The sequence below is a fragment of the Agromyces sp. NPDC004153 genome (genome assembly GCF_053603635.1).
Genome location: NZ_JBSGFY010000001.1, coordinates 2279147 through 2294421, shown reverse-complemented (window position 1 = coordinate 2294421; position 15275 = coordinate 2279147). Strand labels below are relative to the sequence as shown.

Annotated in this window: 13 protein-coding genes; 10 read left to right on the top strand and 3 right to left on the bottom strand. The window is 72.3% G+C overall.

Going from position 1 to position 15275, the window contains the following annotated elements:
• Positions 1-12 precede the first annotated feature (12 nt).
• Positions 13-1044 (top strand): SDR family oxidoreductase, encoded by a 1032-nt coding sequence (locus ACWEOH_RS10800; RefSeq protein ID WP_452030782.1) that lies wholly within the window; start codon positions 13-15, stop codon positions 1042-1044.
• Here the strand turns inward: ACWEOH_RS10800 and ACWEOH_RS10795 are convergent.
• A complete protein-coding gene (locus ACWEOH_RS10795) occupies positions 1041-2711 on the bottom strand; it encodes a DUF885 family protein (protein ID WP_452030780.1) in 1671 nt (556 codons plus the stop codon). The two genes, ACWEOH_RS10800 and ACWEOH_RS10795, sit on opposite strands and share 4 nt — an antisense overlap.
• Before the next feature lie 171 nt (positions 2712-2882).
• On the opposite strand from ACWEOH_RS10795, the gene ACWEOH_RS10790 reads away from it, so the two are divergent.
• The 9 genes from ACWEOH_RS10790 to ACWEOH_RS10750 all read left to right on the top strand — a co-directional run bounded on the left by ACWEOH_RS10790 (position 2883) and on the right by ACWEOH_RS10750 (position 13977).
• On the top strand, positions 2883-3536 hold the full coding sequence (locus ACWEOH_RS10790; RefSeq protein ID WP_452030778.1) for an NAD(P)H-binding protein: 654 nt from the start codon (positions 2883-2885) through the stop codon (positions 3534-3536).
• Between the two features lie 124 nt (positions 3537-3660).
• Positions 3661-4692 carry an FUSC family protein gene (locus ACWEOH_RS10785; protein WP_452030776.1) on the top strand — a complete coding sequence of 344 codons (1032 nt, stop codon included), beginning with the start codon at positions 3661-3663 and terminating at the stop codon, positions 4690-4692.
• 108 nt (positions 4693-4800) lie between these two features.
• Entirely contained in the window at positions 4801-5634 is an 834-nt protein-coding gene (locus ACWEOH_RS10780; RefSeq protein WP_452030774.1) for a tryptophan-rich sensory protein, read from the top strand.
• Between the two features lie 228 nt (positions 5635-5862).
• The gene (locus ACWEOH_RS10775; protein ID WP_452030772.1) at positions 5863-8877 is read left to right on the top strand and encodes an aminotransferase class III-fold pyridoxal phosphate-dependent enzyme; all 3015 of its coding nucleotides are present in this window, start codon (positions 5863-5865) and stop codon (positions 8875-8877) included.
• An 87-nt stretch (positions 8878-8964) separates the two neighbouring features.
• Positions 8965-10017: a DUF2207 family protein gene (locus ACWEOH_RS10770; RefSeq protein ID WP_452030770.1), complete on the top strand. Its 1053-nt coding sequence runs from the start codon at positions 8965-8967 to the stop codon at positions 10015-10017.
• A 97-nt stretch (positions 10018-10114) separates the two neighbouring features.
• A complete protein-coding gene (locus ACWEOH_RS10765) occupies positions 10115-10501 on the top strand; it encodes a hypothetical protein (protein ID WP_452030768.1) in 387 nt (128 codons plus the stop codon).
• A gap of 3 nt (positions 10502-10504) precedes the next feature.
• Positions 10505-11224: an alpha/beta hydrolase family protein gene (locus ACWEOH_RS10760; RefSeq protein WP_452030766.1), complete on the top strand. Its 720-nt coding sequence runs from the start codon at positions 10505-10507 to the stop codon at positions 11222-11224.
• Between the two features lie 76 nt (positions 11225-11300).
• Positions 11301-12848, top strand: a complete 1548-nt coding sequence (locus ACWEOH_RS10755) for a molybdopterin-dependent oxidoreductase (RefSeq protein ID WP_452030764.1) — start codon at positions 11301-11303, stop codon at positions 12846-12848.
• A gap of 493 nt (positions 12849-13341) precedes the next feature.
• On the top strand, positions 13342-13977 hold the full coding sequence (locus tag ACWEOH_RS10750) for a hypothetical protein (RefSeq protein ID WP_452030762.1): 636 nt from the start codon (positions 13342-13344) through the stop codon (positions 13975-13977).
• A 55-nt stretch (positions 13978-14032) separates the two neighbouring features.
• Here the strand turns inward: ACWEOH_RS10750 and ACWEOH_RS10745 are convergent, their stop codons facing one another.
• Together ACWEOH_RS10745 and ACWEOH_RS10740 are read right to left on the bottom strand one after the other, a co-directional pair.
• The gene (locus ACWEOH_RS10745) at positions 14033-14788 is read right to left on the bottom strand and encodes an SDR family NAD(P)-dependent oxidoreductase (RefSeq protein WP_452030760.1); all 756 of its coding nucleotides are present in this window, start codon (positions 14786-14788) and stop codon (positions 14033-14035) included.
• 113 nt (positions 14789-14901) lie between these two features.
• Positions 14902-15273: an HNH endonuclease gene (locus tag ACWEOH_RS10740; RefSeq protein ID WP_452030758.1), complete on the bottom strand. Its 372-nt coding sequence runs from the start codon at positions 15271-15273 to the stop codon at positions 14902-14904.
• Between the last annotated feature and the right edge of the window lie 2 nt (positions 15274-15275).

Below are 15275 nucleotides of genomic sequence, written 5' to 3'. Positions count from 1 at the left end.
AGGATGGGCCGTATGAGCGGAGAACTCGTGCTGGTGACCGGCGGCTCCGGCTTCATCGGCGTGCACTGCATCGTGCAGCTCCTCGAGGCCGGGTACCGAGTCCGCACCAGCCTGCGGTCGCTCGCGCGGGCCGACGAGGTGCGCGCCATGGTGGCCGAGGGCGGCGCGGATGCCGCGGGCGTCGAGTTCGCCGAGCTCGACCTGTTGCACGACGACGGCTGGCTCGACGCGGCATCCGGGGCGACGTACGTGCTCCACGTCGCCTCGCCGTTCCCGGCGACCCAGCCGCAGGATCCCGACGAGCTCATCGTGCCCGCCCGCGACGGGACCGTGCGCGCGTTGCGGGCCGCCCACGACGCGCGGGTGCGACGCGTCGTGCTCACCTCGTCGTTCGCCGCGGTCGGCTACGGCGCGCCGCATCCCGGTCGCCCGTACACCGAGGACGACTGGACCGACCCGGCCGACGAGCGCCTCACGCCGTACGTGCGGTCGAAGGCCGCGGCCGAGCGCGCCGCGTGGGACTTCATCGACCGCGAGGCGCCCGGCCTCGAGCTCGCCGTCGTCAACCCGGTGGCGGTGTTCGGCCCGACGCTCGGCCGCGACCTGTCGTCGTCGCTGCAGCTCCTGCTGACGTTCCTCAACGGCGAGGTGCGCGGCATCCCGGATGCCGCGACGAACGCCATCGACGTGCGCGACGTCGCCGCGCTGCACCTCGCCGCCATGACGCATCCCGATGCCGCGGGCGAGCGATTCCTCGCGGTCGCCGGCGATCCGGTGCCGTTCCGCGAGCTCGCCGTCCTGCTCCGCGACCACCTCGGCGACGCGGCACGGCACGTGCCGACGCGCGCGGTCCCGAGCTGGGTCGTACGCCTCGCCGCGCGCTTCGACCCCGACGTGCGCGCGGTCCTGCCGCAGCTCGGTCGCCGGCCGTACGCGTCGCACGCGAAGGCCGAGCGGATGCTCGACTGGCACCCGCGCTCGAACGAGGAGGCGATTCTCGCCTCGGCTGAGAGCCTGGTGCGGCAGGGGCTGGTACGCGACTAGAGCGCCGCGTCCCAGCGGCCCGCGGCATCGAGGAGGTCGACGTCGGTGCGGTCGCCGAGCAGCTCCCAGCGCTGCAGCGAGAGCGGCACGTTGCCGTTGCGCCACACGAAGTCGTGCACGTCGCGCACGGAGAACTCGCGCCCGTCAGCGGCGGCCGCGACCGCGGCATCCGTCACGAGGCGCAGCACCTCCTGCTTGCCGACGTGGTACGCCATCGAGAGCCCCGGCGTCGCCACGTAGTACGCGGTCTCCTCGGTGGCGGTTCCGACGTCCATGGGCACCTCGCGCACGAAGAACTCGACGGCCTCGGGCAGGCTGAACACGCCGGTGGCGAGGTTCACGTCGACGACGACGCGCAGCGCCCGAAGCCGGATGAAGTTGTGCACGATCGCCTGCGAGTGCGGCTTGTCGGCGAAGAGCCCCGCGGTGAGCATGAGCTCCTCGTTGTAGTGCGCGATGCCCTCATTGGCGACCGAGTCGATGAAGTGCCGGCGCATCGGGTTCGGCTGCGCCCACGACAGCGCGAGCTGCTGGCTGTGCGCGCCCTCGTGGATGATGCCGAGCCGCGGATCGCGCGCGTTCGCCGCGGCGAAGTACGGCAGGTCGGGCGACGGCCCGGGCACGTACGACGTCGCATCGTCGTCGACCCGGCGGATGCTCGTGAGGTCGTCGTTCACACCCAGGAACGCGAGCGGCTCGAGGTAGTCGGGCGTCGGCGCGTACAGGTAACGCCGCAGCGAGTCGGGCTGGCTGAGCAGACCCGCCGCCTCGGTGAACGCGCGCACCTCGCGTTCGAGCTCGGCCTGGTCGGCCGACTCGGCCTCGGCGGATTCCGCGAGCTCGGGCTCGGGCAGACCGCTGAAGCGGGTGCGCAGCACGAGCTCCCCGACGACGCTGCGTCGGTAGTCCTGCATGGCCGCGCGGACGAGCTCCTCGGGCTCGGCGGTCACGAGCGCCACGTGCCGCAGGTACCAGACGAAGGCGTCGCGTCCGACGATCACGTCGGGCCCGAGCCGACCGGCGGATGCCGCGAGCCACTCCCGGTAGCGCTCGAGCGCGTCGCTCGCGGCGGGCTGGGCTGCGGCGAGCGCGGCGGCGGTCGCGGCATCCGTCAGCGGGCGCACCGCGTGGACCGACCGGGCGAGCCGCGCGCCGATGTCGTCGAGCTCGGCCGCCGCGACACGGGCGAGCGTGGCGACTCCGGCGCGTTCGAGGTTCGCGATCGCCTGGTCGACGCCGGCCGGGACCGCCTCGAGCACGCGCACGAGGTCGGATTGCCGTCGGGCGTCGAACGGCGGGGGCGGGAGCAGCAGGTCGAACCACGGTCCGAGCACCTGCGACGTGAGGAACACGGCGTCGCGCTCCTGGTTGCGCAGCACGTCGAGCTCCCAGTGCACGCGCGCGAGCGCCGCGCCGAGGAGGCGGTGGTCGACCTGGTCGGGGATCGGCAGCGCGCCGACGCCCTCGTCGTCGATCGCCCGCCAGCGCGCGGCGAAGCCCTCGAGCTCGAGGCGGAACTCGTCGATCGCCGCCGGGTCGAAGCGCGGCAGCCAGCCGTCGGGCCGCTCCACGCGCGGGATGTCGTCGGACGTGCGGAACGACGTGGCGTCCCGCCACTCCCAGAACTCCACGCCGAGGCGGGCGAGGTCGGTTGCGAGCGACGTCATGCGGTCCACGCTATCGGGGGCCTCCGACGCCGTCCCCGGTGATCGAGTAGCGCCGCCGCGGAGCGCCGACGCGTATCGAGATCGGACATGAGTCTCGATACGCGTCCGACTTCGTCGGGCGCCACTCGACCACCGGTTGCGCGACCCGACCCACGCGCGTTGACTGGGTGGATGCGCGTCGTCATCGCCGGAGGCCACGGCAAGATCGCCCTCATCCTCGAACGCCTGCTCGTCGAAGCCGGGCACGAGCCCATCGCCATCATCCGCAACCCCGAGCACCGGGCCGACGTCGACGCCACGGGCGCGGCCGCCGTCGTGCTCGACCTCGAGGAGGCATCCGTCACCGAGGTCGGCCAGGTGCTGAAGAACGCGGATGCCGCGGTGTTCGCCGCCGGCGCCGGGCCCGGCTCGACCGCCGAGCGCAAGTTCACCGTCGACCGCGACGCGGCGATCCTGCTCGCCGACGCCGCCGAGGCCGCGGGCGTGCCGCGACTCATCGTGATCTCGGCCATCGATACCGACCGCTTCGACCCCGACTCGCAGGACATCTTCCAGCTCTACCTGCGTGCGAAGAGCGAAGCGGATGCCTCGGTCCGCTCGCGCGACCTCGACTGGACGATCGTCCGGCCGGGCTCCCTCACGAACGACGCCGGCACCGGGCACGTGCGGGCGGCCGATGTCGTGCCCGGCGGCGGACGGATCCCCCGCGCCGACGTCGCGGCGATCATCGCGTCGCTCCTCGAGACCGGCGCGGCTTCGCGCACGCAGTTCGAGGTCGTGTCGGGCGACGATCCGATCCCGGACGCGCTCTCCTCGCTCCGCTGAACGGTCGTCGAGTAGCGCCGCGCGAAGCGCGACGCGTATCGAGACGCGGCGAGAGGGTCTCGATACGCGTCCGGCTCCGCCGGGCGCTACTCGACCGCCGGGTGCTGCCGCGTAGCCTGAGGGCATGGGCATCACGGCGACGTTCCGGGCCACCAAGCGCGTCCCGATCCTGCAGGTCCTGAAGTCGGCGGTGGCCACGATCGCCGCCTGGCTCGTCGCCGGCTGGCTCATCCCCGGCCCGCTGCCGGTGTTCGCGGCGATCGCGGCCCTCCTCGTCGTGCAGCCGAGCGTGAACCAGTCGCTCGGCAAGGCGATCGAGCGTTCGATCGGCGTCATCCTCGGCGTGCTCATCGCCACGGGAATCTCGCTCGCCTTCGGACAGACGACGTGGGTCATCCTCGTCGCGATCGTCGTCGCGATGCTCGTCGCGTGGGCGCTGAAGATGACGCCCGGCACGTCGAACCAGGTCGCGATCAGCGCGATGCTCGTGCTCGCCCTCGGCGCGTCCTCGCCCGAGTACGCGCTCGATCGCGTGCTCGAGACGCTCATCGGCGCGGCGATCGGCATCATCATCAACGCGCTCATCGTTCCGCCTGTGGCCGTCGCACCGGCCCGCGACGCGCTCGCCCGCCTCGGCGGTGAGCTCGCGGCATCCGTCGACCGCCTCGCCCACGCCCTCGAGACGAATCGCACGCCCGCCGAGCTCGAGTCGCTCATGATCGAGGCACGGCTGCTGCGGCCGATGCGGGATGCCGCGGATGCCGCGATCGATGACGGCCAGGAGTCGCTGACCCTCAACCCACGGCGCTCCGCGCACCGTGAGGAGCTCGCCCAGCTCCGCGAGCTGCTGGAGCAGCTCAGCCCGATCGTGACGCAGCTCATCGGGATGACCCGCGCGTTCGCCGACCACTACGACGCCAGCCTGCACGACGAGCCCACGGTGCGCGCCATCGCGGAGCAGCTGCGCCGCGTCGCGCACGACGTGCGCCTCGCCGCCCGTGTGGCCGAGCCCGAACCCGAGCCGCTCACCTCCGAGACGCCGGCCCTCACCTCCGCGCTCGTCATCGCGGCGCCGAAGACCGCGCACTGGGTCCTCGTCGGCTCGCTCATGGAGGACCTGCGTCGCATCCGCGAGGAGCTCGGCGCCGAGGAGTGACGGGCCGGCGTGCCCGTCAATCGGAAGTTCGACGCCGCGCCGCCACCGGCTGCCTAGGCTGGCCTGCAACCGACCGGGAACGACGAGGCGACGGCAGGAGCGGCAGCGATGGCGACGACCGACACGGCAGCGACGACGACCCGGAGCGGCGATCTCGCCCGGCAGCTCTCGGTCGCGGTGAGCGCGCTGCTGGCGGTGGTCGGGTCGTTCATCGGGTCGGGCGCGGCGGGCGGCACGCCGGTGCAGGATGCCGCGGGCGGAGCGCTCGCAGCCGATGCGACGCTCATCGCACCGGGAACGGGCGCCTTCTCCATCTGGTCGCTCATCTACTTCGGACTCCTCGCGTACGCGGTGTGGCAGTTCCTGCCTGCGCAGCGCACCGAGGACCGGCACCGCCGCATCGGCTACCTCGTCGCCGCCTCGCTCCTGCTCAACGCGGCGTGGATCCTCAGCATCCAGTTCGACCTGCTCTGGCTCAGCGTGCCGATCATCGTCGCGCTGCTCGTGGTGCTCGTGGCCGCCTTCCGGCGCTGCCTCGCCGTCCCGCCGCGAAGCGCGCTCGACGCCCTGGTCACCGACGGCACGGTCGGGCTCTACCTCGGCTGGGTGATCGTCGCGACCGCCGCGAACGTCACGGCCGCGCTGGTCGCCGCGGGCTTCGACGGCTGGGGCATTCCGGCCGAGACCTGGGCGGTCGCCGTGGTCGGGGTCGCGGGCCTCGTCGGGGTCGCCCTCGCCACCTGGGACCGCGGGCGCATCGCCCCCACCCTGTCGATCGCGTGGGGTCTCTCCTGGATCGGGATCGCCCGCCTCACGGACGCCCCGGAGTCGACCGCGACCGGCATCGCCGCCATCATCGCGGCTGCCGCCGTCGTGCTGGCCACGGTCGCCGCGCGGGTCGCGATCGAGGTGCGCCGCCGCCGCGCCCCGATCTCCTCGTAGCAGTCGTCGAGACCTTCGGAACTTCGGACCTTCGGCACTTCGTCACTTCGGCACTTCGGCACTTCGGAACTTCGGCACTGACTTCTGCGGGCCAGCACTCCGACCGGAACGCCGACGTCGACGCGCCCCACAGGTCGCCATGGCGAACGCAGACGGCGCTCCTCGCCACCGCGCACATTCTCAGCGGCAGGCGCGGCTGGCTATCGTCGAGAGCGGAAAGGGGCGCGGATGTCGCAGGGAAGCGCGGGCTTGCGGGGGTTCGACTTCTTCGGGGCGGGCGAGCTGCCTGCTCCGAACCTGCCGGCCGACGAGGTGGCGTCGATCGTGCGCGAGCGCTGGGGGATCGTCGCGGAGCTCTCGCCGCTCGGCAGCCAGCAGGACCAGAACTTCCTCGCGCGGGTCGACGGCGAGCCGGTCGGCGTCGTGAAGATCACGAACCCGGCGTTCACCGCGGTCGAGCTGGCCGCCCAGGAGCAGGCCGCCGATCACATCGCCGCGAACGCGCCGGCCGTGCGCATCGCGACGACCACGACGGATGCCGCGGGCACACCCCGTTCGATCGTCGCCGAGACGAGCGAGGGCCCGCTCAGCATCCGCATCATCGAGCACCTCGACGGCGGCACCCTGACCGGCGGCGCGTACCTCTCGCCCGCCACAATCGCGAGGATGGGCGAACTCGCCGCCCGCACGAACCTCGCGCTCGCCGACTTCGATCACGACGGGCTCGACCGCGTGCTGCAGTGGGACCCCCGGCACGCCGACCGCGTCGTCGAGCTCCTCGCGCCGCACCACCCCGACCCGGCCCGACGGCGACAGGTGACGGATGCCGCGACCGCCGCCTGGGCCGAGCTCTCCGTCGTGGCATCCGACCTGCCGCTGCAGGCCGTGCACCTCGACCTCACCGACGACAACGTCGTGTGCACGACCGAGCGCGGCATCCGCCTGCCCGACGGGATCATCGACTTCGGCGACGTGACGCGCAGCTGGGCGGTCGCCGAGCTGGCGATCACCATCACGTCGCTGCTGCACCACGCGGGAGCCGAGCCGGCCTCGGTGCTGCCCGCGATCCGGGCGTTCCACGCGCTTCGCCCGTTGTCGCCTGAGGAGGTCGCGGCGCTCTGGCCGATCGTCGTCCTGCGCGGCGCCGCGCTCGTGGTGAGCGGCGAGCACCAGGTGCAGCTCGACGGCGGCGAGAACGCATATGCCGCGAGCGGCATCGAACGCGAATGGCGTATGTTCGAGCAGGCCGTCTCGGTGCCAACCGCGGTCATGACGGCGGTGATCGCCGACGCGCTCGACACGCCCGGTGGTCGAGTAGGGCCCGGCGAAGCCGGACCCGTATCGAGACCCGACGGCGATGCGTCTCGATACGCGTCGCCTCCGGCGGCGCTACTCGACGACCGGTTCGCATCGTCGCCTCCGGCGGCGCTACTCGACGACCGGGTCGCGACGTCGGCCGTCCGCCTCGACGTCTCGATCACCTCCGACGACGTCGACGCCGGCGCGTGGCTCGACCACGACCTCGAGGATCGACTCGCGCTCGCGGCGCTCGACGCCGGGGCATCCGTCGCCTGGCTCGAGCGCGGCACGCCCCGCCTCACCGGGAGCCGGACGCACGCGACGACGTCCTCGGCGACCATCCCGACCGGCGTCGACGTGTGGTTCGCCGACCCGCAGCACCTCGCCGCGCCGGAGGGGACCCGGCTCGTGATAGAGGCCGCCGACGGCGTCACGATCCTCGACGGGCACATGCTCGCACGGACCCGTCACCGGATCCGGCTCGAGGAGCCCGACGGTCCGAGAGTGCCGCATCTGGTGCGACCGGAGTATGCGGCCGGGTGGCTCGGGGTGACTCGGGATCCGGCGCCCATCATGGGTCTCGATACGCGTCCGGCTTCGCCGGGCGCTCCTCGACCACCGGGGGAGGCTTCGCCGGGCGCTCCTCGACCACCGGTTCGGGATGCCGCGGCGCTCATCGAGCGACGCGACCGGGCGTTCGCCGAGGTGCAGGAGCACTACTACGACGCGCCTCCGCGCATCGAGCGGGGCTGGCGCGAGCACCTCGTCGGCACCGACGGACGCGTGTACCTCGACATGGTGAACAATGTGACGCCGCTCGGCCACGGTCACCCGAAGCTCGCCGCCGCCGTCGCGAAGCAGCTGCGCACGCTGAACACGAACTCGCGCTTCAACTACGGCGCCGTCGTCGAGTTCTCCGAGCGCCTCGCGGCCCTGCTGCCCGATCCGCTCGACACGGTCTTCCTCGTCAACTCGGGCTCGGAGGCCACCGATCTCGCGATCCGCGTCGCGCTCGCCGCGACCGGACGCCGCGACGTCGTGTCGATCCTCGAGGCGTACCACGGCTGGACCTACGGCTCCGACGCCGTCTCGACCTCGATCGCCGACAACCCGAACGCGCTCGCGACCCGGCCCGACTGGGTGCACGTGCTCGACGCGCCCAACCCGTTCCGTGGGCTGCATCGGGGCGCGGATGCCGCGCGCTACGCGCCCGAGGCCGCCCGCCGCATCCGCGAGCTCGCGGCATCCGATCGCCTGCCCGCCGCGTTCATCGCCGAGACCTTCTCCGGCAACGCCGGCGGCATCCCCCTGCCCGACCGCTACCTCGCCGAGGTGTACGCGGCCGTGCGCGAGACCGGCGGACTCGCGATCGCCGACGAGGTGCAGGCCGGTTATGGGCGTCTCGGCGAATGGTTCTGGGGCTTCGAGCAGCAGGGCGTGGTGCCCGACATCGTCGCCGTGGCGAAGGCAGCCGGCAACGGCTACCCGCTCGGCGCGGTCATCACGACGCGCGAGATCGCGGAGCGCTTCCGCACGCAGGGCTACTTCTTCTCGTCGACCGGCGGCAGCCCGGCCTCGAGCGTGGCCGGCCTCGCGGTGCTCGACGCGTTCCGTGACGAAGGACTGCAGCGCAACGCGACCGAGGTCGGCGCGCACCTGAAGGGCCGGCTCGCCGAGCTCGCGACGCGGCATCCGCTCATCGGCGCCGTGCACGGCCTCGGCCTCTACCTCGGCGTCGAGTTCGTGCGCGACCGCGAGACGCTCGAGCCCGCGACCGAGGAGACGCGCGCGATCTGCGACCGGCTGCTCGAGCTCGGCATCGTCATGCAGCCCACGGGCGACCACCAGAACGTGCTGAAGACGAAGCCGCCGCTGTGCATCGACCGCGCCTCGGCCGAATTCTTCGTCGACACGCTCGACCGGGTGCTCGCCGAGGGCTCGTAGGCGGATCGCTCGCGCCCGACGACCGCACCGTTGCCGCGGTTGTCAACGCCATGACACCGGTTGCGGCGGCATCCCTAGACTGAGCCCGTGCTCCCCGCCGTCATCGCGCTCGCGATCGCACCTGCGTGCCTCATCCTCGGGCTCGGCTTCGTCGCCCGTGCGATCGCCGCGCAGCGCGTGACCGGACTCATCGTGCAGTACGCGCCGCAGCGCGGCTCGACGGTGCTGCACGACGCGCTGCTGGTCGACGCGGATCGGCGCGCGGCATCCGCGATGCTCATCGACCTGGCGGTGAAGCGCAAGGTGCGGCTGCTCGCCGGCGCGAAGCGGGAGCCGATCGGCGTCGAGGTGCTGCCGAACGTCGTGTTCACGGCCGATGAGCTCACGCTGCTCGAGGCGCTGTTCGGTCCCGACCACACGCCCGGACGGGTGCGGCGATTCTCCGCCGAGCGGCGTGCGCTCACCGGGCGGCTCCGCATCCTCGTGCAGCACGCCGAGCACGCGCTCGCCCGCGAGGGGCTCATCGCCCCGCGCCGCACCACCTGGCCGGGCGTCACGCTGCGCAGCCTCGCCTACCTGGGCATGCTCGTCGAGGCACTGCTGATCGTCTTCGCGCTCATCGACGGCGACGTGGCCTCACTCGGCCTGACCCTCGTCGCGCTCGTGGCGACGATCGGCACGATCGTGGTGACGCCGGCGTCGTGGCGCCGATTCCTGCCGCCCGCGCGCCCGCGGCGCGAGCACCTCGACGGGCTGCGGCAGTACCTCGAGCTCGCCGAGGCCGACCGCCTGCGCATGCTGCAGTCGCCGACCGGGGCCGATCTCGTGCCGAGCGATGGCGAGGATCCGGCCCTCGCCCGCTACCACCTGCACGAGCGCCTCCTCCCCTACGCGGTGCTGTTCGGGATCGAACGGGAGTGGATCCGGCAGCTCAGGCTCGAACACGACCGACTCGTCGCGCGGGACCCAGGGCTCATCGTCGACGGGGTCGACGGGGTCGACGCGCTGCACGACGTCGCGACGGCCGTCGACGCCGCCGGCGGGGCGGTGCAGCTCATCGCCGCGGTCGGCGACCTCGTCGACGGCACCGGCGCGGTGCTCGACGGGGTGGGCGGCATCTTCGAGGTGTTCAGCTCCTAGCGGTGCGGTTGGACCGGGAGGACAATGGAGGCGGTCGGTCGTCTCCGGGCGGCTCGGCCGCATTCCGAGGCCTCGCCCGCATCGCGGAGCCGAACACATGACCGTGACACCCCCCGAGCACGGCTCGCCCGTGCCGAACTCCCGGGCGCCGGTGGATCCGACGCCGCCGACACCTGCGTCGATGTCGGCACCGGCACCTGCGCCGCCTGCGCGCCCGAAGCCGCCGAACATCCACGTCAGCGCGCTCATCGTCTGGCTCACGATCTTCCCGCTCGTCGCCATCGTGAGCGTGCTGCTCGCGCCGATGATCGCGGACTGGCATCCCGTGTTGCGGGCGTTCGTGGTGACGCTCATCGTCGTCCCGATCGCGGCGTACTGGCTGATGCCGCAGATGTTCCGGTGGTACGCCGCGATCGAGCGGCGGCGGGCGGCGCGTCGGGCCGACCGGCCCATGCCTGACGACGACGCCATGCGGCACGATTGAGGCATGACCGCCTCGACCTCGTCCGAGACCGCCATCACGATCGACGTCGACGGCACGCCCGTGTCGGGCGTGTACTCGCGCCCGACGGATGCCGCGGCCACGATCGTCGTGGCGCACGGCGCCGGAGCCGGCATGGAGCATCCGTTCATGTCGGGCTTCACCCGGGCGATGCACGACCTCGGCTACGCGACGCTGCGCTTCAACTTCCCGTACCGCGAGGCGAAGCGCCGGTTCCCCGACCGGCCGCCCATCGCGATCGCGACCTGGCGTGCGGCGCTCGCCGCCGCGGCCGAGCGGGCCGGCGGCGCCGGCGGCTCGGGCGCTGGCGCCGGCGGCGCGGGCGAGCCGATCTGGGCCTCGGGCAAGTCGTTCGGCGGACGCATGGCATCGATGGCGGTCGCCGACGGCATGCCGGCGGCGGGGCTCATCTACCTGGGTTACCCGCTGCACCCGCCCGGCCGCCCCGAGAAGGCGCGCGACGAGCACCTGCCGGGCATCACCGTGCCGATGCTGTTCCTACAGGGACGCAACGACCCGTTCGCCATCCCCAACGAGCAGCTCGACGAGGTCGTCGCCCGCATCGGCCCGACGGCGACGCTCGAATGGATCGAGGAGGCGAACCACTCGTTCGAGGTGAAGGGACGCAAGCGCCCGGCCGGCGAGATCGGCGCGTCGCTCGCCCCGCGCGCGGCCGCGTTCATGGCGGCGCACCGGGCGGGCTGAGCGCCGCCGGACGCCATTCATCCACAGGCGCCGATTTCCGAGTCGACGCGCAGCCTCGCCGACTTACGCTGGACGCATGCCCACGACGACCGGTCGCGCGCGGGGGTGGGTGCTCCCGGCGCTGGCCGGCGTGGCATCCGTGGCCCTCGGCGCCGGCGTCGGCGAGCTCGCGGCGGCGATCCTCGCCCCCGAGGCGAGCCCCTTCGTCGTCGTCGGCTCGCTGCTCATCGACCTCGCCCCGTCGTGGGCGAAGGATGCCGCGATCGCCCTGTTCGGCACGGCCGACAAGGTCGCGCTGCTCATCGGCATCGCGATCGTGCTGCTGGCCGTCGCCGGAGCGGCAGGCGTGCTCGAGGTGCGTCGCCCCCCGTGGGGACGCGTCCTCATCGGCGCGCTCGGGCTGGTCGGGGTCATCGCCGCGATGACCCGGGCGAACGCGCCCCTGCTGGCGTTCGCGCCGGCCGCACTCGCGGCGGTCGCGTCGGTCATCGCGCTGCAGTTCCTCGTCACCCGGCTTCCGTCGACGGATGCCCCGGTGCCGATGCAGCAGCCCGAAGGCATCGACCGGCGGCGCTTCCTCGGGTGGGCCGGCGGGGCCGCGGCGGTCGGCGTGCTCGCGGCGATCGGCGGCTATGCGTTGCAGGCGGGCACGCGTGCGGTCACGGCGATCCGCGACACGATCGCGCTGCCGACGCCCTCGACGAACGCCACCGTCCCGGCCAGTGCGGAGCTCGGCATCGAGGGGCTCACCCCGGTCGTCACCCCGAACGCGCAGTTCTACCGCATCGACACGGCCCTCGCCGTGCCCGCGGTCGACCCCGAGACGTGGAGCCTCCGCATCCACGGCATGGTCGACCAGGAGGTCACCCTCACGTGGGACGAGCTCCTCGCCCTCCCCCTTGAAGAGAGCGTGACGACGCTCGCGTGCGTGTCGAACGAGGTCGGCGGCGACCTCATCGGCAACGCGGTCTGGCTGGGCTACCCGATCCGCGAGCTGCTCGCGCGAGCGAACCCGAGTGCCGACGCCGACATGGTGCTCTCGCGCAGCGTCGACGGCTTCACGGCGTCGACGCCGCTCGCTGTCCTGCAGGACGATCGGAACGCGATCCTCGCCGTCGGCATGAACGGTGAGCCGCTGCCGGCGCAGCACGGATTCCCCGTGCGCATGGTCGTGCCGGGCCTCTACGGCTATGTTTCAGCCACGAAGTGGGTCGTGGACCTCGAGGTCACCCGATTCGACGCGGCTTCCGCCTACTGGACCGATCGCGGCTGGAGCGCGAAGGGACCCATCAAGTTGCAGAGCCGCATCGACGTGCCGCGCACCGGCCAGCAGTTGAGCGCAGGCACCATCACGGTCGCCGGCGTCGCCTGGCACCAGCACACGGGCATCACCGCGGTCGACGTGCAGGTCGACGACGGCCCGTGGCAGCCGGCGACCCTCGCCGAGGCGATCTCGATCGACACCTGGGTGCAGTGGCGCCTCGACTGGGACGCGGAGCCGGGCACCCACACCCTGCGCGTGCGCGCCACCAGCGCCGACGGCGAGGTGCAGACCTCCGACGTGCAGGGCGTCGTGCCCGACGGCGCCACGGGCCACCACGAGCGCACCGTCACCGTCGCCTGACGCCGTCACCCACCCGCCGCTCCCGCTGCACCCCGCCGTCCTCCGCCCCGCCCCTCGTCGACGACTTCTGCCACTCGCCCCCACTCGTCCATCACCCTCCACGCATCCGTCGCCCCTCCACGCATCCCTCGCCTCTCCACGCATCCCTCGCCCCTCCACGCATGCTCGCCCCTCCACGCATGCTCGCCCCTCCACGCATCCCTCGCCCCTCCACGCATGCTCGCCCCTCCACGCATCCCTCGCCCTTCCACGCATCCCCGCCCCGCCTCTTCCCGCGCTCCCGCCTCTCGTCCTCCACAATCGAGCCACCCGATCCCCGCATCACCGGGCCCCGATCGCCCGAGTTCGACTGGCCCGCTGGATGGGAGTGTTTATTCCCAGAAGTCTCGGAACTTCGGAACTTCGGAACTTCGGAACTTCGGAACTTCGGAACCGAGATCCACGAGGGAACAACACTTCATGCGCTGGATGCATCGAGAGAGGACGGAACGCCATGCCGGGATCACGGAACACCGTCGAACGCGCGGTGAAGGTCGACGTGGACACTGATCGGCGCATCGCGCAGTTGGCCTACTTCATGGACGTTCCGAAGAAGGCGGTCGTCCGCGAGGCCGTTGCGGAGTACGCGGAGGCGCGATTGTCACGAGCGGGAGGCGGGGCCGGGGCCGATGCTGGCGGTAGTACGGGCGGAAGTGGCGACGAGGGTGGTCGAGGCGACGCCGTCGGTCGGGGTCACGGAGGCGACGGCGAGGACGCGAGCCTGGGCGGTGAGTTGTCCTCGACGGCGGCGGCGCTGACGTTCGAGGACCTGCCGATCCGGGATCGGCTGGCCTTGAGCCGGGCACAGTTGATCCGAGAGTTCGCGGCCCGCGGAGGAACTGGGGTGCGTGTGGTGATCGAGCGGCCGTCGCAACGTGACGATGAATTCGAGTTCGGAGGTGCCGAGGAGGACGAAGTGGAGCTCCTCGTGGACACGCGCTTGGAGGACGGCAGCGGAGCGGTCGTCGTGCTCAGCGGAATCGCCCGATCGATCCTCAAGTCGTGGGTCGACGTGACCTCGCTGACCGCGGTTCGGCTGTACCGCCCGTCTGAGCTCGACGACCTCATCGCGCGCTCGCGACCGCTGTGATCGAGACGTCGGATGCCGCGGACCGTGCCGTGCAGCATCCGCTCGCGGCTGGGTTTCAGACGGCGGTGTAGCCGCCGTCGACGAGATGGTAGCTGCCCGTGATGAAGCTCGCCGCGTCGCTCGCGAGGAAGGCGACGAGTGCGGCGACCTCGTCGGCCTCGCCGAGGCGTCCGATCGGGTGCTTCGTGACGAGGTACTCCAGGGCGGCCTCGTCGAGGTTCGCGTCGAGGAGCGGCGTCCTGATGAAGCCCGGGCCGACCGAGTTCACGCGCACGCCCTGGTCGGCGTACTCGACCGCGGCATTCTTGGTGAGGCCGACGAGCCCGTGCTTCGCACTGACGTACGCCGACGAATTCGCGAAGCCCACGCTGCCGAGGATCGAGGCGATGTTCACGACCGCCCCGCCGCCGTTCGCCGCGATCGCCGGCAACTGCGCCTTCAGGTTGTGGAAGATGGAGCTCAGGTTCACGCCGATGACCGTGTCCCAGCCGTCGTCGGGGTAGTCGCCGATGAGTGCGGACGGCCCGCCGATGCCGGCGTTGTTCACCGCGATCCGGAGCGGTGCCACTGCGTTCGCCTGCTCGATGGACGAGGCGATCCACGCGGCATCCGTGACGTCACCGACGGATGCCTCGGCGGTGCCGCCCGCCGCCCGGATCTCGTCGACCACCGCGTTCGCGTGCATCTCGTCGAGGTCGTTCACGATCACGGACGCGCCGTTCGCGGCGAGCAGCAGCGCGATCGCGCGGCCGATGCCGCTGCCCGCGCCCGTCACGATCGCCGAGCGTCCTCCCACGTCGTACGTGGCCATGTTGGTCCTCCCCGGGCGGACGCGGAGCCGGGAACCCTTCTCGGGCGGTCCGTCCTCGGCCAGCCTAGGAACCACGGCTGGGAGCCCCACCAGTCGAAGGTCCCGTGGGGGTGTCAGGTCGTCGCGGCATCCGGGCCGGCGAACCGCGCGACCAGCACGAGCGCGATCTCACGCTGGCGCAGCAGGAACGCGCGCTCGTCGAGCTTCTTGCGGCGGAGCCACGAGGTGACCTCGTCGTTGCACTTGCTCGCGTTGCAGGATCCGCATGCGGGCACGACGTTCTCGAGCGTGTAGCGTCCGCCGCGCGAGATCGGCAGCACGCAGTCACGCTGGAGGGCCCGGTCGGTGGCGCCGCAGTAGGCGCATCCCCGCCACTCGGCGGTCAGCGCCGACCACTGCGCGTCGCTGAGGTCGTGCGTGACGCGCGCCATGCGCCGCTTGCGCCGTCGCGCGTAGACCGCAGTACGGGACCGGCTGACCGCCATGC

Excerpts from the sequence above, each read along its gene's own strand:
- ACWEOH_RS10790 (WP_452030778.1), top strand. The coding sequence starts at position 2,883 with ATGCGCGTCGTCATCGCCGGAGGCCACGGCAAGATCGCCCTCATCCTC.
- ACWEOH_RS10785 (WP_452030776.1), top strand. The coding sequence starts at position 3,661 with ATGGGCATCACGGCGACGTTCCGGGCCACCAAGCGCGTCCCGATCCTG.
- ACWEOH_RS10765 (WP_452030768.1), top strand. The coding sequence starts at position 10,115 with ATGACCGTGACACCCCCCGAGCACGGCTCGCCCGTGCCGAACTCCCGG.
- ACWEOH_RS10755 (WP_452030764.1), top strand. The coding sequence starts at position 11,301 with ATGCCCACGACGACCGGTCGCGCGCGGGGGTGGGTGCTCCCGGCGCTG.
- ACWEOH_RS10760 (WP_452030766.1), top strand. The coding sequence starts at position 10,505 with ATGACCGCCTCGACCTCGTCCGAGACCGCCATCACGATCGACGTCGAC.
- ACWEOH_RS10775 (WP_452030772.1), top strand. The coding sequence starts at position 5,863 with ATGTCGCAGGGAAGCGCGGGCTTGCGGGGGTTCGACTTCTTCGGGGCG.
- ACWEOH_RS10740 (WP_452030758.1), bottom strand. The coding sequence starts at position 15,273 with ATGGCGGTCAGCCGGTCCCGTACTGCGGTCTACGCGCGACGGCGCAAG.
- ACWEOH_RS10800 (WP_452030782.1), top strand. The coding sequence starts at position 13 with ATGAGCGGAGAACTCGTGCTGGTGACCGGCGGCTCCGGCTTCATCGGC.
- ACWEOH_RS10745 (WP_452030760.1), bottom strand. The coding sequence starts at position 14,788 with ATGGCCACGTACGACGTGGGAGGACGCTCGGCGATCGTGACGGGCGCG.
- ACWEOH_RS10795 (WP_452030780.1), bottom strand. The coding sequence starts at position 2,711 with ATGACGTCGCTCGCAACCGACCTCGCCCGCCTCGGCGTGGAGTTCTGG.
- ACWEOH_RS10780 (WP_452030774.1), top strand. The coding sequence starts at position 4,801 with ATGGCGACGACCGACACGGCAGCGACGACGACCCGGAGCGGCGATCTC.
- ACWEOH_RS10750 (WP_452030762.1), top strand. The coding sequence starts at position 13,342 with ATGCCGGGATCACGGAACACCGTCGAACGCGCGGTGAAGGTCGACGTG.